Origin of the sequence: Methylobacterium sp. Leaf88 (genome assembly GCF_001422795.1) — a bacterium.
Classification (GTDB): Bacteria; Pseudomonadota; Alphaproteobacteria; order Rhizobiales; family Beijerinckiaceae; genus Methylobacterium.
This window is the reverse complement of sequence record NZ_LMMK01000012.1, coordinates 374,234-399,875: the sequence shown is the minus strand read 5'-3', so window position 1 is coordinate 399,875 and position 25,642 is coordinate 374,234. Positions and strand designations below refer to the sequence as shown.

Below are 25,642 nucleotides of genomic sequence, written 5' to 3'. Positions count from 1 at the left end.
GTCCACGCGTCAGCCGAGTTCGACGATGCCCCGCGATGGCGTGCCCGCGGCCCGTACCCGGACGGACGTGCTGCCATGGGCTTGAGCGATGTTGTCGTAGAACTGCCGCGCGCTCTCGGCCCAGGTGTACCGCAGGGCTTCGCTGCGGCAACGCTCCCGCGGAATTGCCAAGGCGGCCAGGGCGGCCGCACGCAAGTCGTGATCGAGGACGCCGGCACCGGTCCGGCCGATGACGTCGAGGGGCCCGGTGACGGGATAGGCGGCCACGGGGACGCCACAGGCGAGGGCTTCGAGAAGCACGATTCCGAAGGTGTCGGTCAGGCTCGGAAACACGAAGACGTCGGCAGCGGCGTAGAGGGCGGCGAGGGCGGCGCCGGTGCGGATGCCGAGAAAGCGGGCCGCCGGCGCAATCCCCGCGAGGCGCGCCCGATCCGGGCCGTCGCCGACGACGACCTTCGTTCCAGGCAGATCGAGGCGCAGGAACGCCTCGAGGTTCTTCTCCACCGCGAGCCGTCCCACCGAGAGGAAGATCGGCCGCGGCAGCCCGGCAAGGTCCGGCGCATCCGGCGGGCGAGGCCGGAACAGCTCGGTGTCGACGCCGCGCGTCCAGCGCATCAGGTTGGTGAAGCCGCGCGCGTGGAGGTCGCGCTCCAGGGAGGAGGTCGAGACCATGGTGCCGTTGGCCGCGCCATGGAACCGGCGCAGCCAGGCATAGCTCCAGGTTTCGGGCACGGGGGCCCGGGCGGAGAGGTATTCCGGGAAGCGGGTGTGATAGCTCGTGGTGAACGGACGGCCATGGGCGAGGCAGTATCGCCGCGTGGCATAGCCCACGGTCCCTTCCGTGGAGATGTGGACGTGGGTGGGCTGCAGATCGTCCCAGAGGCGTGCCACGTGCCGCTTGGTGGCGTAGGCGACCCGAATCTCGGGATAGCCCGGCAGGGGGAGGGAGGCGAAGTCCTGGTGGGTCAGGAACACCGGGTCGAAGCCGTAGGCAGCCCCCGCCGCGGCCATGTTCTCCAGGGAGCGGACCACGCCGTTGACTTGCGGATGCCAGGCATCCGTCGCGATGAGGAGCCTCACGCGACCGCCCGGGCTCCGTCGGGCCGCGTGCGTCCGACGAGATCGGTCAGCCCGGCGCGGGCCCTCAGCAGGCTCGGATAGTGCAACACCTCCATGGAGCCGTCGTAGTGCTCGACGATGGCGGTGCAGGATTCCACCCAGTCGCCGGTGTTCAGGTAGGTGAGACCGTTGATCTGCCGGTTGGCCGCGTGGTGGATGTGGCCGCAGATCACCCCGTCGGCCCCGACGCGCTTGGCCTCGGCGCTGAGCAATTCCTCGAACTTGCCGATGAAGTTGACGGCGTTCTTGACCTTCAGCTTGGCCCAGGCGGAGAGCGACCAGTAGGCGAGGCCGAGGCGGCGGCGCACGGTGTTGACGTAGGTGTTCACGAAGAGGGCGAAGGTGTAGGCGCCGTCGCCCAGGAACGCGAGCCACCGGGCATGGCGGACCACCATGTCGAATTGGTCGCCGTGGATGACGAGGTAGCGCTTGCCGTCGGCGGCCTCATGCACCCGCTGATCGGCGATTTCGATGCCACCGAAGGTCATGCCGATATAGTCGCGCAGGAACTCGTCGTGGTTGCCCGGGACGTAGACCAGCGTCGAGCCCTTGCGGACCTTGCGCATGAGCTTCTGCACGACGTCGTTGTGGCTCTGCGGCCAGTACCAGCCGGACTTGAGTTGCCAGCCATCCACGATGTCGCCGACGAGGTAGATCTCGTCCGCATCGTAATCACGCAGAAATTCGAGCAGCAGATCGGCTTGGCAACCCTTGGTCCCCAGATGCATGTCGGACAGGAACAGGGTCCGGACGCGGGTCGTCTCGGTGTCTTCGCCCACGTTCGCCTCCGGGACAGCCTCCGATCCCTGGAGCCAAACCGGATTCCCGTATCAGTTTGATGACGTCGGCCTCGCCAGACCGGCCGCCTTCGGCGCCGCGACGTAAGCTCTTCTTCCACAAAAAAAATTTTGATTTGAGACCAAGTATTTCGGGTTTTCCTTTCGGCGGGAAGCCGGGCATAGTCCCGCTCAAGGTGCCCCACCGGGCGGCGTTCGAGAACGCATGACCGGAGCCCATCGAGGCGAACTAAGGGTGCCGTCCCCGGGGACGACGACGCTGAAACGGCCCAGCGGTCAGCGCGTGTCGCGCGACCCGGCCCATGGAGAAGAGGCTTGTGGTATTCGGTGGCGCGCGCGGCGACGGGCGTCGAAGGGCTTTCTTCGGCGCGGGCGGACCTGGGTCCTGTATCCGTCCACAGGTCGCGCACGTACGAGTTCGTCCCGCGATTCATCTAACCAGCGGCCGCTACGAGCACTCGGGATCGTCCCGGGACGCCCCGTGCGATCCGCTTCAACCCTCGGCGCATCATTGTCGCCGCACGCCAGGGCGCGTGTGGTCACTAACGTGAGAAACGGAGAAAACATCATGGCGGCAACGCGACGTCCCGGCCGGAACCACCTGTTCGTCCCGGGCCCGACGAACATCCCGGATCGCGTGATGCGCGCGATGATGGTGCAGTCCGAGGATCACCGTTCGGTGGACTTCCCCACGCTGACCAAGCCGCTCTTCCAGGACACGAAGGCCGTCTACGGTTCGACCGAGGGCACCATCTTCCTGTTCCCGGCCTCCGGCACCGGCATCTGGGAATCCGCCCTGTCCAACACCCTGTCACGCGGTGACAAGGTCCTGGCCGCCCGCTTCGGCCAGTTCAGCCACCTCTGGATCGACATGGCCCAGCGCCTCGGCCTGGAAGTCATCGTCCAGGACGAGGAGTGGGGCACGGGTGCGAACCCGGAGCGGATCGGCGAGGCCCTGCGCGCCGACAAGAACCACGAGATCAAGGCCGTCATGGTCGTCCATAACGAGACCGCCACCGGCGTCACCAGCGATGTCGGTGCCGTGCGCAAGGCGATCGACGCCGCCGGCCACCCGGCCCTGCTGTTCGTCGACGGCGTCTCCTCGATCGGCTCGCTCCCCTTCAAGATGGACGAGTGGAAGGTCGATTGCGCCATCGCCGGCTCGCAGAAGGGCCTGATGCTCCCCGCCGGCCTCGGCGTAATCTGCGTCAGCCAGAAGGCGCTCAAGGCCGCCGACACCTCGTCGGGCCAGAACGACCGCCTCGCACACGTGTACTTCGACTGGGCCGACCACCAGAAGCAGAACCCGGCCGGCTACTTCCCCTACACCCCGTCGCTGCCGCTGCTCTACGGCCTGCGCGAGGCCCTGGCCTGCCTTAACGAGGAAGGCCTCGAGAACGTCTACCACCGCCATCACGTCCTCGGCGAGGCGACCCGCCAGGCCGTGGCCGCCTGGGGCCTGAAGACCTGTGCCAAGGAGCCCAAGTGGAACTCCGACACGGTCACGGCCATCCTGGTGCCGGAGGGCGTCGACGCCGCCGCGATCATCAAGCACGCCTACGTGCGCTACAACTTGGCGCTCGGCGCCGGTCTGAGCCAGGTGGCCGGCAAGGTGTTCCGCATCGGTCACGTCGGTGACATGAACGAACTGTCGCTGCTGGGCGCCATCGCGGGTGCCGAGATGTCGATGCTCGATCACGGCGTGAAGGTCCAGCCCGGCTCCGGCGTCGCCGCCGCCTCGAGCTACCTGCGCGAGAACCCGCTCTCGAAGTCCTGAGCCTCCCCGGGTTCCGGATCTTTCGAAGCCAGACGTTCGGCCGGGATGGGTTCGCCCATCCCGGCCACGACCTCGACCCCACCCGTGACGTGCCCTATCCGAGACTTGGCCGGATCGGCCAGAGGATTCCATGACGAAGAAGATCGTGTTCCTCGACCGCGAGTCCCTGGACGCCAAGGTCCGTGAGTTCAACTTCCCCCACGAGTACGTCGAGTACGAGTCGACCTGGACGCCGGAGGAGATCGTCGAGCGCCTGAAGGGTGCCGAGATCGCGCTGATCAACAAGGTCCCGATGCGGGCCGAAACCCTTAAGCAGCTCCCCGACCTCAAGCTGATCGCGGTGGCCGCCACCGGCACCGACGTGGTCGACAAGGAGGCCGCCAAGGCCCAGGGCATCACCGTCGTCAACATCCGCGGCTACGCCTTCAACACCGTGCCCGAGCACGTGATCGGCCTGATGTTCGCCCTGCGCCGGGCCATCGTGCCCTACGCCAACTCCGTGCGCCGGGGCGATTGGGCGAAGTCGACCCAATTCTGCTACTTCGACTACCCGATCCACGACATCGCCGGCTCGACGCTGGGCATCGTCGGCTACGGCGCGCTCGGCAAGTCCATCGCCAAGCGGGCGGAAGCCCTCGGCATGACGGTCATCGCCTACGACGTGTTCCCCCAGGAGGGCCTCGTCGACTTCGAGACGATCCTGCGCGAGTCCGACGTCATCACGCTGCACGCGCCGCTGACGCCCGAAACCCGCAACATGATCGGGCGCGAACAACTCGCGAAGATGAAGAAGCACGCGCTCCTCATCAACACCGCGCGCGGCGGCCTCGTCGACGAGGAGGCTCTGGCCGAAGCCCTTAAGGCGGGCACCATCGGCGGCGCCGGCTTCGACGTGGTGATGACCGAGCCGCCCAAGAACGGCAACATCCTGTGCGAGCTCGACCTGCCCAACCTCATCGTCACGCCGCACGTGGCCTGGGCCAGCAAGGAGGCCATGCAGATTCTCGCCGACCAGCTCGTCGACAATGTTGAGGCCTTCGTCGCCGGCAAGCCGCAGAACGTAGTGTGACGCGGGCCCGCGCTCCCCACTCGCGCGGGGGCGCATCGTGATCGCCGAAGCGATCGACCAAATCGAAACCAAACGCCAGCCGCGCCGAGCGCGGAACCGACAGGGATCCTGAAGACATGAAGAAGCTGCTGTTCCAATTCGACACCGACGCCGTCCCGAGCGTGTTCGACGTGGTCGTCGGTTACGATGGCGGCGCGGATCACATCACCGGCTACGGCAACGTCACTCCGGACAATGTCGGCGCACTGGTCGACGGCACGATCTACACCCGCGGCGGCTCCGAGAAGAAGTCGACGGCGATCTTCGTCGGCGGCGGCAGCATGGCGGCGGGCGAGGCCGTGTTTGAGGCGGTGAAGAAGCGCTTCTTCGGCCCGTTCCGCGTCTCGATCATGCTCGATTCCAACGGTTCCAACACCACCGCCGCCGCCGGCGTCGCGCTGGTGCAAAAGGCGGCCGGGTCGCTGCAGGGCAAGAAGGCCGTCGTGCTCGCGGGCACCGGCCCGGTCGGCATGCGCTCGGCCGCGCTCCTCGCGCAGGAAGGCGCCGACGTCATCCTGTGCGGTCGCTCCCTCGACAAGGCCCAGGCCGCCGCCGACCTGATCAACACCCGCTTCAAGGTGAACATCAAGGCCGCCGAGACGCCCGACGCCGCCTCGCGCGCACAGATCGTCAAGGGCCAAAACCTCGTGTTCTCGGCCGGCGCCATCGGCCTCGAGCTCCTGCCCGAGGACGCCTGGAAGGACGAGGCCAGCATCGAGTTCGTCTCCGATTACAACGCCCAGCCGCCCCTCGGCTTCGGCGGCATCGAGGCCATGGACAAGGGCAAGGATCGGCACGGCAAGAAAGTGTTCGGCGCGCTCGGCATCGGCGGCCTGAAGCTCAAGCTGCACCGCGCCTGCGTCGGCCAGCTATTCGACAACACCGAGCAGGTGCTCGACGCCGAGGCGATCTACGCGCTCGCCAAGAAGATGGCCTGATCGCCATGACGGAGAAAGAGAATCCCGCGCACGAGACGATCCAGACCTTCCTGGATGGTCTGGCGAGTTCGGCGCCCACGCCCGGCGGCGGCGGTGCCGCCGCCATCTCGGGCGCCATGGGTGCCGCCCTCCTCAGCATGGTGTGCAACCTCACCATCGGGAAGAAGAAGTACGTCGAGGTCGAGGGCGAGCTCACGGAGATCCTCGGACAGTCCGAGGCCCTGCGCGCCGAACTCACCGGCATGATCGCCGACGACGTCGAGGCCTTCGACGCGGTCATGGGCGCCTATGGGCTTCCCAAGACCACCGACGAGGAGAAGGCCGCGCGGGCGGACCGGATCCAGGCCGCCCTCAAGGTCGCCACCGACGTGCCGCTCGAATGTTGCCGCGCCTGCCGCAAGGTCATCGACCTCGCCCAGACGGTCGCCGACAAGGGCAACCTGAACGTGATCTCGGATGCCGGTGTTGCGGTGCTCTCCGCGCATGCGGGCCTGCGCAGCGCGGCCCTGAACGTCTACGTCAACGCCAAGGGCCTCGACGACCGCGCTTTCGCCGACGAGCGCCTGCGCGAACTCGAAACCCTCCTGGGCTCGGCCGGTCCACTGAACGAGTCCATCTATGAGGTCGTCAAGGCCAAGGTGAACTGAGGCGCGATCCGACCCGGGACCCGAGGTGAGTCGGCCTCGGGAACGTCCGGGCGGTTCCGCGAGGCATCGGCGCAAGACAAACCGGACGATCAGAGGTAACAAGAGCTGCTCCCGACGCCATCGGGGCAGCTCTTGTGCAAAATGAATACAGTTCACCGTCCCTCAAGGCAGAGTGAACGGTAATTTAAAAAAATATAAATGGCGAAGCACTTTCCGTGAAGTGAAATTTACGAGACAGTCGCCCCAAGAAAGAAACGCCGAGGAGAACGCTGATGGACGTGCACGAGTACCAAGCCAAGGAACTGCTTGCCGGCTTCGGTGTCGCCGTTCCCAAGGGAGCCGTGGCCTTCAGCGCCGACCAGGCGGTCTACGCCGCGACCGAGCTCGGCGGATCGTTCTGGGCCGTGAAGGCGCAGATCCACGCCGGCGCCCGCGGCAAGGCCGGCGGGATCAAGCTGTGCCGGACCTACAACGAGGTGCGCGACGCCGCCAAGGACCTCCTCGGCAAGCGCCTCGTGACCCTCCAAACGGGGCCCGAGGGCAAGCCGGTCCAGCGCGTCTACGTCGAGACCGCGGATCCGTTCGAGCGCGAACTCTACCTCGGCTACGTCCTCGACCGGAAGGCCGAGCGCGTGCGGGTCATCGCCTCCCAGCGCGGCGGCATGGACATCGAGGAGATCGCCGCCAATGAGCCGGAGGCGTTGATCCAGGTGGTCGTCGAACCCGCCGTCGGCCTGCAGCAGTTCCAGGCCCGCGAGATCGCGTTCCAGCTCGGCCTCAATATCAAGCAGGTGTCGGCCGCCGTGAAGACGATCATGAACGCCTACCGGGCGTTCCGCGATTGCGACGGCACCATGCTGGAGATCAACCCCCTGGTCGTCACCAAGGACGACCGGGTCCTGGCGCTCGACGCCAAGATGTCCTTCGACGACAACGCCATGTTCCGCCGGCGCAACATCGCCGACATGCACGACCCCTCGCAGGGCGACCCGCGCGAGGCCCAGGCCGCTGAGCACAACCTCTCGTATATCGGCCTCGAGGGTGAGATCGGCTGCATCGTCAACGGCGCCGGCCTCGCCATGGCCACCATGGACATGATCAAGCATGCCGGCGGCGAGCCCGCGAACTTCCTCGATGTCGGTGGCGGCGCCTCGCCGGACCGGGTCGCCACGGCCTTCCGCCTCGTCCTGTCGGATCGCAACGTGAAGGCGATCCTCGTCAACATCTTCGCTGGCATCAACCGCTGCGACTGGGTCGCGCAGGGCGTCATTCAGGCGGCGCGCGAGGTGAAGATCGACGTGCCGCTGATCGTGCGGCTCGCCGGCACGAACGTCGAGGCGGGCCAGAAGATCCTGGCCGAGAGCGGCCTCGACCTCATCACCGCCAACAGCCTGTCCGACGCCGCCGCCAAGGCCGTCGAGGCCTGCGCCGCGACCAAGCGCGCCAACTAAGAACGGGGAGGATACGTCATGAGCATTCTGATCGACGAGAAGACCCCGATCATCATCCAGGGCATCACGGGCGACAAGGGCACTTTCCACGCCAAGGAGATGATGGAGTACGGCTCCAACGTCGTCGGCGGCGTCACCCCCGGCAAGGGCGGCAAGACTCATCTCGGCGTGCCGGTGTTCAACACCGTCAGGGAGGCCGTGGAAGCCACCGGCGCCACCACCTCCATCACCTTCGTGGCGCCTCCCTTCGCGGCCGACGCCATCATGGAAGGGGCCGATGCCGGCCTCGCGCTGATCTGCTCGATCACCGACGGCATCCCGGCCCAGGACATGATGCGGGTGAAGCGCTATCTGCGCCGCTACCCCAAGGACAAGCGCACCATGGTGGTGGGCCCGAACTGCGCCGGCATCATCTCGCCCGGCAAGTCGATGCTCGGCATCATGCCCGGTCACATCTACCTGAAGGGCAATGTCGGCGTGATCTCGCGCTCCGGCACCCTCGGGTACGAGGCCGCCGCGCAGATGAAGGACGAGGGTATCGGCATCACCACCTCGGTGGGCATCGGCGGCGACCCGATCAACGGATCGTCGTTCCTCGATCATCTCGCTCTGTTCGAGCAGGACCCGGAGACCAAGGCCGTCCTGATGATCGGCGAGATCGGCGGTCCGCAGGAAGCCGAGGCCTCCGCCTGGATCAAGGAGAACATGACGAAGCCGGTCATCGGCTTCGTGGCCGGCCTCACCGCCCCGAAGGGCCGCCGCATGGGCCATGCCGGTGCGATCATCTCGGCGACCGGCGATTCCGCCGCCGAGAAGGCCGAGATCATGCGCTCCTTCGGTCTCACGGTCGCCCCGAGCCCCGGTGAGTTCGGCACGACGGTGGCGCAGGTGATGCGTAAGCTGGCGGCGTGAGCCGACGCCGATCCGTCCTGCGGATCGGCCACGCGCCGACATTCGAACCTCGACTCCCCGCTCCCCCCCGGCGGATCGCCGGCCTAGCCGAAACCGATCGCGCTTGTGGGGAGGGGCGACGCGACTGAAAACCCGACGGCTGGCGCCGATCCCATGCCGGCGGGGCGCAACAGACCAATCCATTGGCTGCCTCCGTCGCGGTCAATCGGCTGATACTTCCCTCGAGGTGGCCTTCGATGACGGATACCCTTCACGCCCCGGTCGGAGCCGTCGACCACGCCTTCGCGCCGCCCGTCATCACGGGCACCTCGTCGAAGGAAGCGCTCGACATCCTGTTCCATGCCCTCCTGGACGTTGCCCGCCGGCACGAGCCCGAGCTCGAGGATGTGCTGCACGGCCGCGCCAACATCTCGGAATTCTCGCCTGAGCTGCTGGCCCGTGCGCTGCAGGTGCAGGGCATCTGGTTCCAGCTCCTCTCGATCGCCGAGCAGAACGCCGCCATGCGCCGGCGCCGTCAGGTCGAGCGCACGAAGGGCCGCGAGGCGCTGAGCGGCAGCTTCAGCGCCGTGCTGGCCGATGCGGCGGCGAATGGCATCAAGGCGCCGGAAATCCACGCGCTGCTCAAGGATCTCCGAATCCGCCCGACGATCACCGCGCATCCCACCGAGGGCAAGCGCGTCACCGTGCTGGAGAAGTTCCGCCGCATCTACCTCGTGCTGCGCGAGCTGGAACTGCCGCGCTGGACCGAGCGCGAGCGCAACGGCCTAATGAACGAGCTGCGCGACCAGATTGAGCTCGTCTGGATGACGGGCGAACTCCACCTGGAGAAGGCCACCGTCGAGCGCGAGGTCGCCTGGGGCTTGCACTTCTTCGACGAGACGCTGTTCGAGATGCTGCCCGAGGTGCTCTATTCCCTGGAGGAGAGCCTGGCGCAGTACTACCCGGACGAAAAGTTCGAGGTGCCGGCGTTTTTCCAGTTCGGCTCCTGGATCGGCGGCGACCGCGACGGCAACCCCTACGTCACCTCGTCCGTCACCCGCACCACCCTGCAGCGCAACGCGCTCGCCTCCCTGCGGCGCTACCGCGACGGCGTGACGTCCCTCGGGCGCACGCTCTCCCTCACCGAACGCTCGCTGCCGGTGCCGGCGACCTTCAAGGCCGAATTGGCGCAGATGCTGGCCGAGAGCGGCGACGGCCGCGCCATCGCCAACCGCAACCCGGGCGAGGCCTATCGGCAGTTCCTCACCTGCATCCTGCGCAAGCTCGAGGCGACGATCCTGCGTAACAAGGGTCAGCGCTCGACCGGACCCGACTACCCGAGTGCCGACGGCCTCATCAACGACCTGCGGACCCTGGAGCAGGGGCTCGCCGACGCGAAATGCGCCTCGCTGGCGATCGACTTGGTGCGCCCGGTGCGGCGCATGGTGGAGATCTTCCGCTTCTCCACCGTCCGCCTGGACCTGCGCGAGAACACCACCCGCACCACCAAGACCCTGCAGGCCCTGTGGATTCAGTCCCATGGGCAGAACCGCACCCCGCCCGACGTCGATTCACCCGAGTGGAAGAAGTGGCTGATCGAGGAACTGGCCAAACCCCGGACCGGGGAGCGCAGCTTCGACGACCTGCCGGACGACGCCCGCGAGACCCTGGAGACCTTCGCGCTGGTGGGCGAGATGCGTGAGCAGCTCGACCGCGAAGCCTTCGGCGCCTTCATCCTGTCGATGACCCGCTCGGTGCAGGACATCCTCGGCGCCTACCTGCTGGCCAAGGAGGCCGGCAACTTCCTCGACGCCACCGGCACCGAAATTTGCTGTCTGCCGATCGTGCCGCTGTTCGAGACCATCGACGATCTCCGCGCCGCGCCTGCGATCATGAAGGAGCTGTTCTCGATCCCGGTGGTGCGCCGCTCGACCCGCTGGCAGGGCGGCGTCCAGGAGGTGATGATCGGGTACTCGGACTCGAACAAGGACGGCGGCTTCGTCGCCTCGAACTGGGAACTTTACAAGGCGCAGGACAAGCTGACCCAGCTCGGCAAGGCCTCCGGCGTGCCGATCGCGTTCTTCCACGGCCGCGGCGGTTCGGTCAGCCGGGGCGGCGCTCCGACCGCCCGGGCCATCGCGGCCCAGCCACCGGGCTCGATCAACGGACGCTTCCGCACCACCGAGCAGGGCGAAGTCGTCTCGTTCAAGTATGCCAACCGGGGTACCGCCGCCTACCAGATGGAGCTTCTGGCCTCCTCGGTCTTCGAGCACGCCCTGAAGTCGGAGCGCGAGGCCGCCAAGATCCCCCGTAACGAGTTCGACGATTGCCTGGAGGCGCTGTCGGGCGCCTCGCGCGCGGCCTACGTCAACCTGATCCAGCACCCCGACCTGGTGACGTATTTCGGCGCCGCGAGCCCCCTCGACGAGATCGCGCTCCTCAACATCGGCTCCCGCCCGGCCCGTCGCTTCGGCGCCCGCTCGCTCTCCGACCTGCGCGCCATCCCGTGGGTGTTCGCCTGGTCGCAGAACCGCCACGTCATCACGGGCTGGTATGGTGTCGGTTCGGGCCTCAAGAGCTTCCTCGATGTGCGCGGTCAGCAGGGCGAGGCCCAGCTGCGGCGGCTGTTCGCCGAATCGAAGCCGTTCCGGCTCATCCTCGATGAGGTCGAGAAGACGCTGCTGATGGTCGATCTGGAGATCGCGCGCGACTACGCGAGCCTCGTCCCCGACGAGAACGCGCGCAACAGCATTTTCCCGATGATCGAGGCCGAGTACGCCCTGACCCGCGAGATGGCCCTGCGGGTCAGCGGCGGCCGCGAGCTCGCCGAGCGCTTCCCCCTGTTCCGCGACCGCCTCAACGGGCGCCTGCCGACCATCAACCAGGTCAGCCGCGAGCAGGTCGAGCTCCTGCGCCGCTTCCGCTCGGAGGAGGACGAGGATCGACGCGAGGCGGTGAAGTCCGCCCTGCTGCTCTCGATCAATTGCATCGCCGTCGGCTTCGGCGCGACGGGGTGATCCATTTGTCCCAAGACCGAAGGCCACCACCGGCCCTCGGTCTTGCGCGCAGCCGCACCCGGACGGGTATGGTGGCCCGACCGTCGGGTCTCCTGAACGACCCAATCATTCGCAACAGGAAGGATTCCCCATGAGCTTTACCCTGATCCAACAGGCCACGCCGCGCCTCCACCGCTCGGAACTCGCCGTCCCGGGCTCCAACCCGACCTTCATGGAGAAGTCGGCCACCTCGAAGGCCGACGTGATCTTCCTCGATCTTGAGGACGCGGTCGCTCCCGACGACAAGGAGCAGGCCCGCAAGAACATCATCCAGGCGCTCAATGAGATCGACTGGGGCAACAAGACCATGATGATCCGCATCAACGGTCTCGACACCCACTACATGTACCGCGACGTGGTCGACATCGTTGAAGCGTGTCCGCGCCTCGACATGATCCTGATCCCCAAGGTCGGCGTGCCGGCCGACGTCTACGCCATCGACGTGATGGTGACGCAGATCGAGCAGGCCAAGAAGCGCGAGAAGAAGATCGGCTTCGAGGTCCTGATCGAAACCGCTCTCGGCATGGCCAACGTCGAGGCGATCGCCACCTCGTCGAAGCGCCTGGAAGCCATGTCCTTCGGCGTCGCAGACTACGCCGCTTCGACCCGCGCCCGCTCCACCGTCATCGGCGGCGTGAACAAGGACTATTCAGTCCTGACCGACAAGGACGAGGCCGGCAACCGCGAGACCCATTGGCAGGACCCGTGGCTGTTCGCCCAGGCCCGCATGATGGTCGCCTGCCGGGCCTATGGCCTGCGCCCGATCGACGGTCCCTTCGGCGACTTCTCCGATCCGGACGGCTACACCTCCGCCGCCCGCCGCTGCGCCGCGCTCGGCTTCGAAGGCAAGTGGGCGATCCACCCCTCGCAGATCGACCTCGCCAACGAGGTGTTCACCCCGTCCGCTGCCGAGGTCGACAAGGCTCGCCGCATCCTGGCGGCCATGGAAGATGCCGCCAAGGCCGGCAAGGGCGCCGTGTCCCTCGACGGCCGCCTCATCGACATCGCCTCAATCCGCATGGCCGAGGCGCTGATCGAGAAGGCCAACGCGATGTCGGCGAGCTGAAGGCTCGGCCCGACGCCTGACGAAACCCGCAACTCGGCCGCCCCTCTGGGGGCGGCCCTTTTGTTTGGTGACCGGTCCGCAGCCTGGCCGGCACCAAGACCGCCCGTCATTCGTTAATCCACGCCCGCCATGGCCAAGCGTTGCGGCAAACCTGCAAGAGCGAGCCGACTGACGGGCGCATGACATAAGACCCTCACCAGGTATTCAGGGAGATCCCATCATGCACGTGACCATCGAAGACGCGCACAAGGCCATCGAGGCCGCCCGCGCGAAGGCCGTGGAGCTCGGCACACAGATGTGCATCGCCGTCGTGGATTCCGGCGGAAACCTGAAGGCCTTCTACCGGATGGACGGCGCCTGGGTCGGCTCCATCGACATATCGCAGAAGAAGGCCAAGACCTCTGTCTTCTTCGGCATGATGACCGGGCAGATCGGTCAGCTCTCGCAGCCCGGCGGACCGCTCTACGGGATCGAGCATTCGAACGACGGCCTGATCACCTTCCCGGGCGGAATCCCGATCGTCGACAAGGACGGCGAGATGTCCGGCGCCATTGGCGTCAGTGGATCGACGGTCGAGAACGACCATGCGGTGGCGCTGGCCGGCGCAAGCTGCATCGGGTCGACGGAGCTGCCCGCGCACCCCTGGCGGACCTGATCTGCGCGCGACCCCCCTTCGAACAGCGAAAAGCCCCGCTCGCGAGAGCGGGGCTTTTCCTTGCGGGCCACGAACGCGACGGCCCCGCGGGGCCGCCGGATCGAAGCTTACATTGAGCCGAACTTGTAGTTGAAGCCAGCCTTGATCAGGTTGCCCTCGGTGTTGAAGCGCGAGGTGTACGAGCCGGTCGCCGGAGCGCCGAGACCGGTGTTGTTCACTAGAACGTTGCGGCTGCCGAGGTCGTAGCGGAGATACTCGGCCTTCAGCGTGATGGCGCTGGCGCCGAGAAGGCCGCCGATGAAGTTGAAGCGGTTCAGGAAGCTATCGGTGGGGATCGCGTACTCGATTCCGCCGCCGTATACGTAGCCCGTCTCCATGCCCTTGTAGCGACCGAAATAGGCGAGCTGATTGGCGGTGTTGAAGAAGTCGGCCTGGTACTTGACCTCGCCGTAGGCGAAACCACCGGTTCCGTACACGAGGAACCGATCGAAAGCGTAGCCCAGGCGACCCTGGACGGTGCCGAGATAGTTCAGACGGTTCCGGTAGCTGCTCGGATCCGGGATGAAGTTGTTCTGGGCGATGGCCGGGCCGAAATAGTCGCGGCGCTTGCCGATGTCGGTCCAGGTGACGTCGGCCTCGGCGCCGACGACGAAGCCGGAGCCCGGGGTGAACTGGTAGTTATAGCCGATGCCGCCACCGATGTTGCCGATGCCATCCTGCTCGGCCTTGAAGCTGGGAGCGCGGCGGCCGAGAGCGACGTTCGTGGCGGTGTTGGCGTTGTTGCCGACCGTGCGAATGGTCTGGCTGTCGCTGAAAGTGTAGGAGCTGTGCGTTCCCACGTAGAAACCGGTCCAGGTGAAGACCGGCACCGGCACGAAGACCGGCGGGGGCGCCTGACGGCGCGGAAGGTCGGCGGCATTTGCTGCGCCGATGGCGGCGAGCGAAGCGAGGCCAGCCAGGAAAGTCTTTGCAATCATCGGGGTGTCTGTCCCAGGGTCGGAGAGTTGCCGTCAAGCTACTCGCGGTTGTCCAAGCCGACTATGCCCCGCAAGCCACACCCCCCTCGGAAGCGTCAGACGGCGTACGAAATTCCGGCGGACGGCCCCGTCGGCATGCGAGCCGCGATGCACTGCGGGGGCCGACAACGGCCGGTTAAGCACGTCGCGCTATCCCAGTCCGGCACCCCTTCAGCCGTGACAGGAGCGACGATGACACGGGACCAGCTCGCCGCCGAACTGAAGCGCATCGCCACCGACCAGGTCAGTGACATCGAGCGCGCGGTCAAGGACGGCCACAAGACGATCGCCCTGAATGAGATCGCTGATCTCAACCGTAACCTGAAGGCCCTCGCGGCTGCCGTGAAAGGCAAGGGCCTGGTCCGAGCCTGACGTCGGCGCCGGCACATCTGCGTGTGCCGGCTCCCGAGATGTCGGGAGGGCGAGAAAAAGCTCGACAGACCGGTTGACCATTCCTGAACTTCGGCCAAATGTTCCTGATATGTTCTTAATCAGGATCGCTTATGCAGCCCCGGTCCACCTCCACGCCTGCCTGGACCGCGCCTGCGGAGGCGATCGTGGCCGCCTACCTGGAAGAGGCAGGCGGCGATGCGGTTCTCGCGCTCCGTCGCGGGGTGGCCGATGCCCTTACGGACCTTTGCGAGGCCGAGCGCCGGACCCTACGCCGGGATCGCCTGATCTCGCACGGCTACGTCCGGGGTCGGCCCGACCAGAACGGTTAGGGAGGGCTCACACCGCACCGTCGGAGGCTCTTCGCGCCTCGACCTCCGGCGCGACCCGACCGAAATTCAGAACCGCCGCCAGGGCGGTGTCACTGAAGATGTTTCCGATCAGGGCCGGCGGGAAGAGGCGCCCGGCATCGTCGCTTATCGAGCCGAGCCAGACGAAGAGGGCGATCACGATGGGAGCGGGCCGGTTCTGGGATTCTTCAGGCGGGCGTGCCGCTGCGCAATCTCGCGAGGAGCGCGTCCACTTCGGCCCGGGCGGCGTCCAGCGCCGTGGCTTCCCGACCGCGCACCACGATGCGATTGGCAAAACCGTTCGGCGTCATCGACGGATAGGAGCCGATCGAGACCGTGGGATGAGCCTTGGCGATGGCCGCGAGACCGCCGGCATAATTGCCTTCTGGTAGATTGCCGGCCTCGATCGTTTCCGACAGGACCTTGGCGCCGGTCACCAGCGTCGGCCCGACATTGTCGAGCATGGCCTGCATGATCCCCGGCACACCCGCCATGACGATGACGTTGTCGATGCGGAAGCCCGGCGCCTTGGAGATCGGGTTGGCGATGAGATCGGCCCCGGCGGGGATGCGTGCCATGCGAAGGCGGGCCTCGTTGAGGTCCTCGGGCTTGTGGCGCTCCAGCAGCATCGCCTTCGCGCGCGGATCGACGTCGATCGTGACGCCGAAGGCGGCAGCCACGCAGTCGGCGGTGATGTCGTCGTGGGTCGGGCCGATGCCCCCGGTGGTGAACAGGTAGGTGTAGGAAACGCGCAGGGCATTGATGGCAGGGACGATGCGGTCGGCCTCGTCGGGAACGATCCGAACTTCCTTCAGGTCGATGCCGATGGCGGTGCAATAGTCCGCGATCGTACCGATGTTCTTGTCCTTGGTGCGCCCGGACAGGATTTCGTCACCGATGACCAGGACGGCGGCGGTGACGGCGGCGGTTTCGGTGGGTTCGGGCACGGCGGATCCGGGGCAAGCGGGGGAGACCCTGCCAAGTAGCGCGGCCGGACCCACCTGACCACGCGACCTTCAGCGCGCCCCGCGCTGAAGGTCGCCGTCGATGAGCAGGGCGCTCTTGCCGTCCAGGCGATTGCGGTAGACCTGCAGGTTCTCCATCACCCGCTGGACGTAGTTACGCGTCTCGGTGAACGGGATGCGCTCGACCCAGTCGATGGGGTCGACACCGCCCTTGCGGGGATCGCCGTAGGCGTCGATCCACTTCTTCACGTTCCCGCCGCCGGCATTGTAGGAAGCGAAGGCAAGGATGTACGAGCCGCGCCAATCCTCCATCAGTTCGCCGAGATGGGCCTGACCAAGGCGGGCATTGTAGGCGGGGTCGCTGGTCAGGCGGTCCGGGTCGAAGCTGGCGCTGACCCGGCGCGCCGTGCGCTGGGCGGTGGCCGGCATCATCTGCATCAAGCCGCGGGCGCCCACGCTGGATTGCGCCTGCGGGTCGAATTGACTTTCCTGCCGAGCGATGGCGAAGACCATCGCCTTCTCCACCAGGGGAACGGCGGCCGAAGCCTCGTAGTTCGGGATGCCGATGGTCGGGTAGGCGTGGGCATCGAGCGGTAGCCCGCGCTGCACCGCGATCTTGCCGATGGCGACGAGGGCGCGGGAGTTGCGCTGCTCTGCGGCGACGTTGCCGAGCGCTTCGAGTTCGGCCGCATCCGTGAGGCGGTTCGCCGTATCGATGTAGAGCGGTAGCGCGAGGTCGCGGATCGCGGCAGCCTCCAGCATCTTCAGGGCACGGACGTAGAGGCGCTGGTCGAAGGCGGCCTGCTGGGTCGCGTCGAGGCTGGGGATGCTGCGCAGGGACAGGCTGGAACGTCCGAGTTTGGTCCGCGCCAGTTGTCCGTAATACGCGATGGGCTGGAGAGCGGCGCGCTCGTAGAAGGTCTTGGCGGACCCGGCCTGGCCCATCGCCTCGGCGGCCCGGCCCTGCCAATACGCGGTACGGGCGAGCGAGATCGGCGTCTCGGCGATCCGGGCGGCCTCGTCGAAGTGCTGCGCCGCCTTCGCGGCATCGTTCTGGAAGCGAAGGGCGATCCAGCCGGCGTGAAACTCGGCCTCGATGCGCTTCTCCACCGTGCGGGCGCAGGGGGCGCGGGCCACCGCATAGGCGGCGGCGGGGTCGTTGGCGTCGATGAGCTTGCGGGCGACGATCCGGCGCTCGACCCACCATTCGTCGCCGTCGACCAAAACGTCCGCGTTGGTCGGCGCGGTGGCCAGGATCGCGGCCGCCTCCACGACCTTGTCGTGGCGGCGCAGGTACTGCGCCCGGGACAGGATGTAGGAGGAATCGCTGCGCAGCGACGGCGGGACCGCGTTGAGGGCGGCAGGCGCGGCCGAACTCTTGTCCTCCACGGCTCGGCGGGCACGGACCAGGGTCGCGTAGCTGCCGCCGGCCAGGGTCGCGGCGCGACCGGCCGTGTCGTAATCCTCCTTCAGAAGGGCCCGCTCCATGCGGTAGCGGTGATCGATCCGGGTCAGAACCGTCGGAAAGGCATCCAGCACCTTCGTCTCGAGATTCCGGCCGAAGGTTTCCGAGCGCCACAGGTCGCGCACCAGAGCGGCGGCGTCCCCGTCGAGGCCGTCGGCCTTGAAGGCCAGCGCCAGGGCGAACTTGCCCGGCGCACTCGCCGGCCGCGAGGCGGCGAAGAAGGCCCGCACCGTGGCGGAATTCCTGCGCTCGGTCAGCAAGGCCTCCTCGGCGCGGCGGCGCAGGAGGGGGCCGGCCGGCCAGTCGGGATTGCTGCGCGTGAAGGCGACGGTGCGTTCGAAGCCGATGCCGGCACCGGCCCGGATCGCCACCCATTCGAGGAGCGCGCGCGCGGCCGGGTCCTTGACCCCGTCGCGCAGACGGTCGCCCTCGGAGACGCGCCCCTTGCGATAGGCGTCGATGGCTTGGCGCAGGGCCGGCAGGTCCACGTCAGGCGCCACCTGTGCCGCCCGGGCCGGGTCCGGCACATCGGGAATCGGAGCTGCGGGCGAAACCGCCGCGTCGGGAAGCGGAAACGCGATGCCGGCCTCAGGGTCGGCGGAGGCATAGGCCTTGGCGGCGGCGGGAAGAACCTGGCTCGGGGCGGCCTCCGGTGCTTTCGCGTCGATCTTGAGCGCGTCCGCCGCGACCGGGTCGGGGATCTTGGCTTCGGGCAGTGCCGCGGAGGGCGCCACCGCGTCGCTCGCCGGCCGCAGGCTCGGCTCCCCGTCCGGGCCCGCCGAGGCCGCGAGAGCGCCGGCCGAAGCCAGGCTGAGGGCCAGTATCAGGGCCGCGCGTTGCGTCGAGAACACCATGGTTCTTCCAGTCCCATCACCGTGGACAGACCTTCAAGCTCACCCGAAGGGCATTAAGAAGGCATTAACCCCATGAAAGCAGCGTTTGCGCCGGTGCGGGCGAGGGCCTATGTCTCCCCGTCCGCGCGAAGCGGTGCCGCTGCCGGACAACCGGCGCATGACGAGACCGACGTCTGGGAACGCCAGGATGACCGAGACCTCCACACGACGCCTCAGGGGCGCGATGTCCGCCCTCGTGACTCCGTTCAAGGACGGCGCCTTCGACGAGGCGGCCTTTCGCAAATTCGTGAATTGGCAGATCGCCGAGGGCATCCACGGGCTCGTTCCCACCGGTACCACCGGCGAGAGCCCGACCCTGAGCCATGCCGAGCACGACCGGGTGGTGGAGATCTGCATCGAGGAGGCCGCCGGCCGCGTTCCCGTGATCGCTGGCGCCGGCTCCAATTCCACTGCCGAGGCGGTGGAGCGCGCCCGCCACGCCGAGAAGGCGGGAGCGGATGCCGTACTCGTGGTCACGCCGTACTACAACAAGCCGACCCAGGCCGGCCTCTACGCGCATTTCAAGGCCGTGAACGACGCCATCGGCATTCCGATCATCCTCTACAACATTCCCGGGCGCTCCATCGTCGATATGAGCGTCGAGACGATGGCGCGCCTGTACGAACTGAAGAACATCGCCGGCGTGAAGGACGCGACGGCCAAGCTCGACCGGGTCAGCCTGCAGCGCCTAGCCATGGGCGAAGACTTCATCCAGCTTTCGGGCGAAGATGCGACGGCGCTCGGCTTCAACGCTCATGGCGGCCACGGCTGCATCTCGGTGGTCTCGAATGTCGCGCCACGGCTCTGTGCCGATCTCCAGGAGGCGAGCCTCGGTGGCGACTATGCCAAAGCGCTGCAGATCCAGGACCGGCTGATGCCGCTGCACGCCAGCATGTTCGTGGAGCCGAACCCGTCACCGGCGAAGTACGCGCTCGCGCGGCTCGGTCTGATGACCGACGAGGTCCGGCTTCCGCTCCTCACCGTGAGTGCAGAGACGAAAACCTTGGTCGACGCAGCCCTGCGTCACGCGGGCCTGCTCGACGCCTGAGCCCGACTGGCAAAGCGGTCCGCGCAGAACCATATTCCTCGGCCCGGTCGCGATGGCGCGACCGGCCTGACCCGACGTTGTGATGGCTCCCAAACCCGAATCGAACCGCCGCGTCGTCGCTGATAACCGCGCCGCCCGCTACCACTACGAGATCACCGATACGCTGGAGGCCGGACTCGCCCTGACGGGGACCGAGGTCAAATCCCTGCGCAAGGGCAAGGCGACGATCGGGGAGGCCTATGCCGGCCCGTCCGGCACCGACCTGATGCTGTTCAACGCCTACATCCCGGAATACGTCGAGGCGAACCGCTTCAACCACGAGACCAAGCGGCCCCGCCGGCTCCTGCTCCATCGTAAGCAGATCAACAAGCTGATCGGCGCCACCCAGCGTGAGGGCTTCACCGTGGTGCCGCTGAAGATCTACTTCAACGAGCAGGGACGCGCCAAGATCGAGCTCGGCCTTGGTCGAGGCAAGAAGCTGCACGACAAGCGCGAGGCTTCGAAGGAGCGGGATTGGCAGCGCGACCGCGCCCGCATCATGCGTGACAAGGGCTGAGGCCACGAGTGGTTCGCGGGCCCGGGCAATGCCGCGGCTACCAAGATCGGGGTCAGACAACATGCGGCAGCGCGTCCGCTGTCCAGGCGCCTACGGGTCGTCAGACGTTGCGCGCTCGCCCTGTTTTCCGAAGGCGGCCGAGAACCCATAACGCCATCCGCGTCCGCCGGCGGGCCACATCGAGCATCGACATCGGGTCCCCGCCGGCCAGCCGTAGGAACGGGTCGTGCCGAACATCGGCTCAGACGGCGCATCGGTCACGCGGGACAGGATGGTCTGCACTGTGATCGCCGCCTCCAATTGGAGCTGGAGACGTCGCGGAGCAGGTTGCGCCATTCCGGCATCGCCGGTACGCGTCGCTACAAACGCTGGAACGAAGCTTATGCGACGGGAGACGCTGTCGCCTTGACGTTGCTCTTGTGCCTCGGCCGAGGCGCCGATGACTTCGGCCAGGACGGCTCGATGCCCGTCGGCCGGCATGACGTTCGACCGGGCGACGGGATCGCCCGGCCTCATCCTTCAGTCTCTGCGGCAAGCGCCAGTCTTCCGACGTTTCAGGGCTCGACCGCCTCATCGCTCTGGCGAATGCCGTAACGGCTTTCCAGAGCGGGGCTCGGCCGCGCCGAGCGCTCCGGCGTCTCGCCGCGGAAGCGGGTTCCCGTATCGCCGGAATTTCGGCTGTCCGGGGCGCGCGGGCTTCGCTCGCCGGGATCGCGGCCGATCCGTGCGATCAGTTGCGCGAGATCCACGAACTCGTCGGCCTGCCGGCGCAGATCGTCCGCGATCATCGCGGGCTGCGTCTGGATCGTGCTGACGACCGTGACCCGAACACCGCGGCGCTGCATCGCCTCGACCAGGGACCGAAAATCCCCATCGCCGGAGAAGAGCACCATGTGGTCGATATGGGGGGCCAGTTCGAGCGCGTCGATCGCCAGCTCGATATCCATATTGCCCTTCACCTTCCGCCGACCCATCGAATCGACGAATTCCTTCGCAGGCTTGGTGACGACACGAAAGCCATTGTAATCGAGCCAATCGATCAGCGGACGAATGGACGAATATTCTTGGTCTTCCACAATTGCCGTATAATAGAAGGCGCGAAGAAGCGAATCTCTTGACTGGAACTCTCGTAGAAGACGCCGGTAATCGATGTCGAACCCGAGTGCCTTTGTCGCTGCGTAAAGATTCGCGCCATCAATAAATATGGCGCTGCGCTGTTGTGCGCTCATGGGTTGACCCGCTTAAGAGGAAGACAAAAAACGAATATCTTTGTAAAAAATAGTGGGCGACCCCGAACCTTATGCTTGCTCCGAAGCCCTGGTCGCAGATGCTGAGAATGCACTTGAAGCAAAGAAGAACGGATTGATCACGCAACGAAGCTTTGTCGACTGAAATACCTTCTGATTGTTTAAAGCCGTATCACGTCAGAAGTCAAATTTCGTCGGTTATGCATTCGGGCAGACAGCAATCTGCAGAGGTTCACGCCAGAAATACAACCGCCGCTGCGTGCCGCATCGGGTCCTTCGCGTTCTCGTCCACACGCGAGCGGATGGGCGAAAGGGGAGCGGCAGGCGGCCGAATAGACGCGTCGGGTTTGTTAAGCGCGCCTTCGCCTCAGCCGTTGACGCGTTCGACCTTGTTCACGGTCCGCTTTCCGCGAAGCTCAGAGATAATGGCGTTCAAGTGCTTCAGGTCCCAGACCGAGAGATCGATGACGATTTGGGTGAAATCCTGCGTCTTCCGCTTCATCGAAACATTGTCGATATTGCCGTCATGATCGGCGATCACCTGAGCGATCTGTGCGAGGACGCCGGGCTCGTTGATCGATTGCAAGGCGAGACGTGCCGGAAAGCGCTCGCTCGTCCCGGCCTCGACGTCCCAGCGCACATCGAGCCAGCGATCGGGCTCGTTGTCGAAATCGGCGAGAGCAGCCGACTGGATCGGGTAGATCGTGACGCCGACGCCCGACGTCAGGATACCGACGATGCGATCGCCCGGAACAGCACCACCGTTGGGCGCAAAGCTGACCGGCAGGTCGCTGTCGAGACCGCGGATCGGAATTCCGTCCGAGCGGCCATGCTCCGCGCTTCGCCCCTCCGGGAAGGTCAGCCGCATGGTCTGATCCTTGGACAGACTGAGGCGTCCGGCTCCGTCGGTCGAGGTCGGCTGCGGCAGGGGTGCCGGGGCACCGCGGCGCTCGTCCTTGTAGTCCGGATAGACCGCCCGCACGACATCGCCCGAGAACATCTCGCCCCGTCCGACGGCAGCAAAGACATCTTCGGTGCTCTGACGAGCGAGACGGGGCAGCGCCCCGCGGAGCTTATCCTCCGAGAAGCTCTTGGCCGCCCGCTCGAAGGCACGATCGAGGATCTGGCGCCCGAGGCCCGCATATTGGCGCCGGACGGCCGAGCGGGTCGCGCGCCGGATCGCCGAACGCGCCTTGCCGGTCACCACCAGGGATTCCCACGCAGCAGGCGGCGAGGCGCCATCCGACCGGGCGATCTCGACCTCGTCGCCATTGACGAGTTCGTGCAGCAGCGGTGCCATGCGGCCGTTGATCTTGGCACCCACCGCCGAGTTCCCAACGTCCGTATGGACGGCGTAGGCGAAATCGATCGGGGTCGCCCCGCGGGGGAGGGCGATCAGGCGACCCTTCGGTGTGAAACAGAACACCTGGTCCTGGAAGAGTTCGAGCTTGGTGTGCTCCAGGAATTCTTCGGGGCTGTCGCCCTCGGCCAGGAGTTCGATGGTTCGACGCAGCCATTGGTAGGCGCCGCTCTCGGTCGCGAGACGCGGGTGTCCACCGCCGATCTCGTCCTTGCCGCCGCTCTCCTTGTAGTGGGCGTGCGCCGCGATGCCGTACTCGGCGATCTCGTCCATGGCCGCCGTGCGGATCTGCAGCTCGACGCGCTGGCTCTTCGGGCCGATCACCGTGGTGTGAATCGAACGGTAGTCGTTCTGCTTCGGCGTCGAGATGTAGTCCTTGTACCGGCCTGGGACCATCGGCCAGCTCGTGTGCACGACACCGAGAGCGCCGTAGCAATCGGCCAGGGTCTCGACCACGACACGGAAGCCGAAGATGTCGGACAACTGCTCGAAGGCGACCGACTTGCGCTCCATCTTGGCCGAGATGGAGTAGGGCCGCTTCTGCCGCCCCGTGACGACGGCCTTGATGTCCTGGGCCGCGAGCTTGGCGGTCAGGTCATGCTCGATGCTCTCGACGAGGCGTTCCGACTTGGCGGAGAGGTCGGACAGCCGCTGGGCGATGGTGGCGTAGATCTCCGGCTTGAGGTTGCGGAGCGCGAGATCCTCGAGTTCCTCGCGCAACTCCTGCATGCCCATCCGCCCGGCGAGCGGCGCATAGATGTCGAGGGTCTCCTGTGCGATCCGCTCGCGCTTGTCCGCCCGCATGTGGTGGAGTGTGCGCATGTTGTGCAAGCGGTCGGCGAGCTTGACGAGCAGCACCCGGACATCGGCCGCCACCGCCAGGAGCAGCTTGCGGAAATTCTCCCCCTGCGCCGCCCGCTTGGACACGAGGTCGAGGCGCTTCAGCTTGGTCAGGCCGTCCACCAGGGCGCCGATCTCGGGGCTGAAAAGCTCCCGGATCTCGTCCAGGGTAGCCGCCGTATCCTCCACGGTGTCGTGCAGAACGGCCGCCACGATCGTGGCATCGTCGAGCCGGAGGTCGGTGAGGATCGCGGCGACTTCGAGGGGGTGGGCGAAGAAAGGGTCCCCGGAGGCCCGTTTCTGCGTGCCGTGGGCGCGCATGGCGTAGACGTAGGCGCGGTTCAGCAGGGCCTCGTTCGCGGCGGGATTGTAGCGCTTCACCCGCTCGACAAGTTCGTATTGGCGCATCATCCGCCGGAAGACCCTTTCACGCGCGACGGCCCCGGTACCGGATCCGTTCCCACGATGTGTCCCGCATCGCACGCGGGCACGCCAGCCCCACGGCGTCGCATCGGCCGCGATTCCGGGGTCCCGAGACGAAAAAACCCGGCGCAGCGGCCGGGTTCTTCATCGGATCTGGGGGATCGACGATGGCTTACTCGGCCTCGTCGTCCGTCTCGGTGGGCGGCGCCAGGTTCTCGAGGCCGCGTAGCAGGTCTTCCTCGCTCATGCGATCGAACTGGACGGCGCTGTCGTCGCTGGAGGAGGGGGGGGCGACGGCGGCAGCGGCCGGCGAGCTCGACAGCAGCGGCACGGTCTCGGCCTCCGGCTCGTCGACCTCGACGTACTTCTGCATCGAGTGGATGAGCTGCTCTTTCAGGTCGTCCGCGGTGATCGTCTCGTCGCCGATCTCGCGCAGGGCGCAGACGGGGTTCTTGTCGCGGTCGCGATCGATCGTCAGCGGCGCGCCGGCGGCGAGCAGGCGAGCGCGGTGGCTGGCCAGCAGAACCAGCTCGAAGCGGTTCTCGACCTTGTCGATGCAGTCTTCAACGGTGACGCGAGCCATGGCGGACGGCTCCTTCCTCGGACGGAATTTCTGGGCTGAGCCCGCCTCATACACCCCTTGACGCCGGGCAACAAGCGCTGCGGCGGGTCTATCCCGTTGCGCACGTTCGGCGATCCTTCGGCAATCCCCTTCTGCGGTCCCGCATAACGCCTCAGCGACGCGGTGCTGCGGCACGGTTTAGAAGATCCGGGCGCGGCGGTGCATCGGCCGGGCGAGGGGGGGATATTCCACGATGACCACGATACTCAGTCGTCGCAGCCTGCTCGGCTGTGGATGCCGGCTCGGGGCCGGATGCTTCGCGGCCACGGCGTTGCCGACCCTCGCCTTCGCCGCGGCGCCTTCGACCAAGAAGACGACCCTGACCGCCGACCAGGCGCTGGAGGCCCTGAAGGAAGGCAACCGCCTCTACCAGACCGACAGCCCTGTCCGCGCGGTCCAGGGTCGCGAGCGCCGGATCGAGATCGCGCTGGGCCAGACCCCGTTCGTGGTGCTGGTGAGCTGCTCGGATTCGCGCGTGTCGCCGGAGATCCTGTTCGGGCGCGGCCTCGGCGAGCTTTTCATCGTGCGCAACGCCGGCAATTGCGTCGACACCGCCGCTCTGGGCTCCATCGAGTACGGCGTCTCGCAGCTCGGCGTGCCCCTGGTGCTGGTGATGGGCCATAGCCGCTGCGGCGCGGTGGAAGCGGCGATCGACGTCGTCCAGAACAACACCGTCTTTCCGGGTTCGATCGGCCGGATGATCGAGCCGATCGTGCCCGCGGTGCTGTCGCAGCGCGACAAGCCCGGCGACTTCACCGAGAACTGCGTGCGCGCCAACGTCAACCGGGTGGTGGAGCGCCTGCGCAGCGCTTCGGAGCCGTCGCTCCTCGATCCCCTGAAAGCCGGCAAGCTGCGGATCGTCGGCGCCTCCTACAGCCTCGATTCCGGCACGGTCGACTTCTTCAACGAGGGGTAGGGCGCCCGGCCTCGCTGCGGTGCCATGTTGACACAGGTGGCGGGCG

23 protein-coding genes are annotated in these 25,642 nt (G+C 66.7%); 14 read left to right on the top strand and 9 right to left on the bottom strand.

The features are described from left to right. Window positions 1–9: 9 nt before the first annotated feature. Both ASF20_RS08240 and ASF20_RS08235 read right to left on the bottom strand, forming a co-directional pair. Window positions 10–1,080, bottom strand: coding sequence for a glycosyltransferase family 1 protein (locus ASF20_RS08240; protein WP_056272839.1), 1,071 nt, complete (start codon window positions 1,078–1,080; stop codon window positions 10–12). Continuing rightward, window positions 1,077–1,898, bottom strand: a complete 822-nt coding sequence (locus ASF20_RS08235) for a UDP-2,3-diacylglucosamine diphosphatase (protein ID WP_056272837.1) — start codon at window positions 1,896–1,898, stop codon at window positions 1,077–1,079. The genes ASF20_RS08240 and ASF20_RS08235 overlap by 4 nt, the downstream gene beginning before the upstream one ends. A 586-nt stretch (window positions 1,899–2,484) precedes the next feature. Here ASF20_RS08235 and ASF20_RS08230 point away from each other — a divergent pair. The 9 genes from ASF20_RS08230 (at window position 2,485) to ASF20_RS08190 (ending at window position 13,505) form a co-directional block, all read left to right on the top strand. After that, a complete protein-coding gene (locus tag ASF20_RS08230) occupies window positions 2,485–3,693 on the top strand; it encodes an aminotransferase class V-fold PLP-dependent enzyme (protein WP_056210979.1) in 1,209 nt (402 codons plus the stop codon). 130 nt (window positions 3,694–3,823) lie between these two features. Further along, window positions 3,824–4,762: a D-2-hydroxyacid dehydrogenase gene (locus ASF20_RS08225; RefSeq protein ID WP_056210981.1), complete on the top strand. Its 939-nt coding sequence runs from the start codon at window positions 3,824–3,826 to the stop codon at window positions 4,760–4,762. Window positions 4,763–4,878: 116 nt separating this feature from the next. Beyond that, window positions 4,879–5,739: an NADP-dependent methylenetetrahydromethanopterin/methylenetetrahydrofolate dehydrogenase gene (locus ASF20_RS08220; RefSeq protein ID WP_056272833.1), complete on the top strand. Its 861-nt coding sequence runs from the start codon at window positions 4,879–4,881 to the stop codon at window positions 5,737–5,739. A gap of 5 nt (window positions 5,740–5,744) precedes the next feature. Next, on the top strand, window positions 5,745–6,386 hold the full coding sequence (fchA, locus tag ASF20_RS08215) for a methenyltetrahydrofolate cyclohydrolase (protein WP_056272830.1): 642 nt from the start codon (window positions 5,745–5,747) through the stop codon (window positions 6,384–6,386). A 272-nt stretch (window positions 6,387–6,658) separates the two neighbouring features. Next, complete coding sequence (locus ASF20_RS08210; RefSeq protein WP_056210987.1) at window positions 6,659–7,837, top strand: malate--CoA ligase subunit beta; 1,179 nt, start codon at window positions 6,659–6,661, stop codon at window positions 7,835–7,837. 18 nt (window positions 7,838–7,855) lie between these two features. After that, the gene (gene sucD, locus ASF20_RS08205; protein ID WP_056210989.1) at window positions 7,856–8,749 is read left to right on the top strand and encodes a succinate--CoA ligase subunit alpha; all 894 of its coding nucleotides are present in this window, start codon (window positions 7,856–7,858) and stop codon (window positions 8,747–8,749) included. 236 nt (window positions 8,750–8,985) lie between these two features. Next, window positions 8,986–11,745, top strand: a complete 2,760-nt coding sequence (locus ASF20_RS08200; RefSeq protein WP_056210992.1) for a phosphoenolpyruvate carboxylase — start codon at window positions 8,986–8,988, stop codon at window positions 11,743–11,745. A 130-nt stretch (window positions 11,746–11,875) separates the two neighbouring features. Then, on the top strand, window positions 11,876–12,850 hold the full coding sequence (locus tag ASF20_RS08195) for a CoA ester lyase (RefSeq protein WP_056210994.1): 975 nt from the start codon (window positions 11,876–11,878) through the stop codon (window positions 12,848–12,850). A gap of 220 nt (window positions 12,851–13,070) precedes the next feature. Continuing rightward, window positions 13,071–13,505, top strand: a complete 435-nt coding sequence (locus ASF20_RS08190) for a heme-binding protein (protein ID WP_056272827.1) — start codon at window positions 13,071–13,073, stop codon at window positions 13,503–13,505. A 107-nt stretch (window positions 13,506–13,612) separates the two neighbouring features. Here the strand turns inward: ASF20_RS08190 and ASF20_RS08185 are convergent, their stop codons facing one another. After that, window positions 13,613–14,482 (bottom strand): hypothetical protein, encoded by an 870-nt coding sequence (locus tag ASF20_RS08185; RefSeq protein ID WP_056272825.1) that lies wholly within the window; start codon window positions 14,480–14,482, stop codon window positions 13,613–13,615. Between the two features lie 231 nt (window positions 14,483–14,713). Here ASF20_RS08185 and ASF20_RS08180 point away from each other — a divergent pair, with 231 nt between their 5' ends. Then, window positions 14,714–14,893, top strand: a complete 180-nt coding sequence (locus ASF20_RS08180) for a hypothetical protein (RefSeq protein ID WP_056189372.1) — start codon at window positions 14,714–14,716, stop codon at window positions 14,891–14,893. Between the two features lie 131 nt (window positions 14,894–15,024). Beyond that, window positions 15,025–15,243 (top strand): hypothetical protein, encoded by a 219-nt coding sequence (locus ASF20_RS08175; RefSeq protein WP_056272822.1) that lies wholly within the window; start codon window positions 15,025–15,027, stop codon window positions 15,241–15,243. Between the two features lie 7 nt (window positions 15,244–15,250). Here the strand turns inward: ASF20_RS08175 and ASF20_RS23915 are convergent, their stop codons facing one another. The 3 genes from ASF20_RS23915 to ASF20_RS08165 form a co-directional block, all read right to left on the bottom strand. Continuing rightward, entirely contained in the window at window positions 15,251–15,421 is a 171-nt protein-coding gene (locus ASF20_RS23915) for a hypothetical protein (RefSeq protein ID WP_156647994.1), read from the bottom strand. A gap of 28 nt (window positions 15,422–15,449) precedes the next feature. Then, complete coding sequence (locus ASF20_RS08170) at window positions 15,450–16,208, bottom strand: molybdopterin-binding protein (RefSeq protein WP_056272819.1); 759 nt, start codon at window positions 16,206–16,208, stop codon at window positions 15,450–15,452. A 69-nt stretch (window positions 16,209–16,277) separates the two neighbouring features. Next, on the bottom strand, window positions 16,278–18,545 hold the full coding sequence (locus tag ASF20_RS08165) for a transglycosylase SLT domain-containing protein (RefSeq protein WP_056272815.1): 2,268 nt from the start codon (window positions 18,543–18,545) through the stop codon (window positions 16,278–16,280). Window positions 18,546–18,732: 187 nt separating this feature from the next. Between ASF20_RS08165 and dapA the strand changes: the two genes are divergently transcribed. Continuing rightward, window positions 18,733–19,632 (top strand): 4-hydroxy-tetrahydrodipicolinate synthase, encoded by a 900-nt coding sequence (gene dapA, locus ASF20_RS08160; RefSeq protein ID WP_056272814.1) that lies wholly within the window; start codon window positions 18,733–18,735, stop codon window positions 19,630–19,632. Between the two features lie 82 nt (window positions 19,633–19,714). Further along, window positions 19,715–20,188, top strand: coding sequence for an SsrA-binding protein SmpB (smpB, locus tag ASF20_RS08155; RefSeq protein WP_056189358.1), 474 nt, complete (start codon window positions 19,715–19,717; stop codon window positions 20,186–20,188). A gap of 554 nt (window positions 20,189–20,742) precedes the next feature. Here smpB and ASF20_RS08150 read toward each other — a convergent pair. The 3 genes from ASF20_RS08150 to rpoZ form a co-directional block, all read right to left on the bottom strand. Next, entirely contained in the window at window positions 20,743–21,417 is a 675-nt protein-coding gene (locus tag ASF20_RS08150) for an NYN domain-containing protein (RefSeq protein WP_056211007.1), read from the bottom strand. A 385-nt stretch (window positions 21,418–21,802) separates the two neighbouring features. Beyond that, entirely contained in the window at window positions 21,803–24,046 is a 2,244-nt protein-coding gene (locus ASF20_RS08145) for a bifunctional (p)ppGpp synthetase/guanosine-3',5'-bis(diphosphate) 3'-pyrophosphohydrolase (RefSeq protein WP_056272811.1), read from the bottom strand. 184 nt (window positions 24,047–24,230) lie between these two features. Continuing rightward, window positions 24,231–24,641, bottom strand: coding sequence for a DNA-directed RNA polymerase subunit omega (rpoZ, locus tag ASF20_RS08140; RefSeq protein WP_056211011.1), 411 nt, complete (start codon window positions 24,639–24,641; stop codon window positions 24,231–24,233). Between the two features lie 232 nt (window positions 24,642–24,873). Here rpoZ and ASF20_RS08135 point away from each other — a divergent pair, with 232 nt between their 5' ends. Further along, on the top strand, window positions 24,874–25,596 hold the full coding sequence (locus ASF20_RS08135) for a carbonic anhydrase (protein WP_056272808.1): 723 nt from the start codon (window positions 24,874–24,876) through the stop codon (window positions 25,594–25,596). Window positions 25,597–25,642 lie beyond the last annotated feature (46 nt).

Bases quoted from the DNA above. Each gene is read 5' to 3' on its own strand.
- ASF20_RS08230 (WP_056210979.1), top strand. From the start codon at position 2,485: ATGGCGGCAACGCGACGTCCCGGCCGGAACCACCTGTTCGTCCCGGGC.
- ASF20_RS08225 (WP_056210981.1), top strand. From the start codon at position 3,824: ATGACGAAGAAGATCGTGTTCCTCGACCGCGAGTCCCTGGACGCCAAG.
- ASF20_RS08220 (WP_056272833.1), top strand. From the start codon at position 4,879: ATGAAGAAGCTGCTGTTCCAATTCGACACCGACGCCGTCCCGAGCGTG.
- fchA (WP_056272830.1), top strand. From the start codon at position 5,745: ATGACGGAGAAAGAGAATCCCGCGCACGAGACGATCCAGACCTTCCTG.
- ASF20_RS08210 (WP_056210987.1), top strand. From the start codon at position 6,659: ATGGACGTGCACGAGTACCAAGCCAAGGAACTGCTTGCCGGCTTCGGT.
- sucD (WP_056210989.1), top strand. From the start codon at position 7,856: ATGAGCATTCTGATCGACGAGAAGACCCCGATCATCATCCAGGGCATC.
- ASF20_RS08200 (WP_056210992.1), top strand. From the start codon at position 8,986: ATGACGGATACCCTTCACGCCCCGGTCGGAGCCGTCGACCACGCCTTC.
- ASF20_RS08195 (WP_056210994.1), top strand. From the start codon at position 11,876: ATGAGCTTTACCCTGATCCAACAGGCCACGCCGCGCCTCCACCGCTCG.
- ASF20_RS08190 (WP_056272827.1), top strand. From the start codon at position 13,071: ATGCACGTGACCATCGAAGACGCGCACAAGGCCATCGAGGCCGCCCGC.
- ASF20_RS08185 (WP_056272825.1), bottom strand. From the start codon at position 14,482: ATGATTGCAAAGACTTTCCTGGCTGGCCTCGCTTCGCTCGCCGCCATC.
- ASF20_RS08180 (WP_056189372.1), top strand. From the start codon at position 14,714: ATGACACGGGACCAGCTCGCCGCCGAACTGAAGCGCATCGCCACCGAC.
- ASF20_RS08175 (WP_056272822.1), top strand. From the start codon at position 15,025: ATGCAGCCCCGGTCCACCTCCACGCCTGCCTGGACCGCGCCTGCGGAG.
- ASF20_RS08165 (WP_056272815.1), bottom strand. From the start codon at position 18,545: ATGGTGTTCTCGACGCAACGCGCGGCCCTGATACTGGCCCTCAGCCTG.
- dapA (WP_056272814.1), top strand. From the start codon at position 18,733: ATGACCGAGACCTCCACACGACGCCTCAGGGGCGCGATGTCCGCCCTC.
- smpB (WP_056189358.1), top strand. From the start codon at position 19,715: ATGGCTCCCAAACCCGAATCGAACCGCCGCGTCGTCGCTGATAACCGC.
- ASF20_RS08150 (WP_056211007.1), bottom strand. From the start codon at position 21,417: ATGAGCGCACAACAGCGCAGCGCCATATTTATTGATGGCGCGAATCTT.
- ASF20_RS08145 (WP_056272811.1), bottom strand. From the start codon at position 24,046: ATGATGCGCCAATACGAACTTGTCGAGCGGGTGAAGCGCTACAATCCC.
- rpoZ (WP_056211011.1), bottom strand. From the start codon at position 24,641: ATGGCTCGCGTCACCGTTGAAGACTGCATCGACAAGGTCGAGAACCGC.
- ASF20_RS08135 (WP_056272808.1), top strand. From the start codon at position 24,874: ATGACCACGATACTCAGTCGTCGCAGCCTGCTCGGCTGTGGATGCCGG.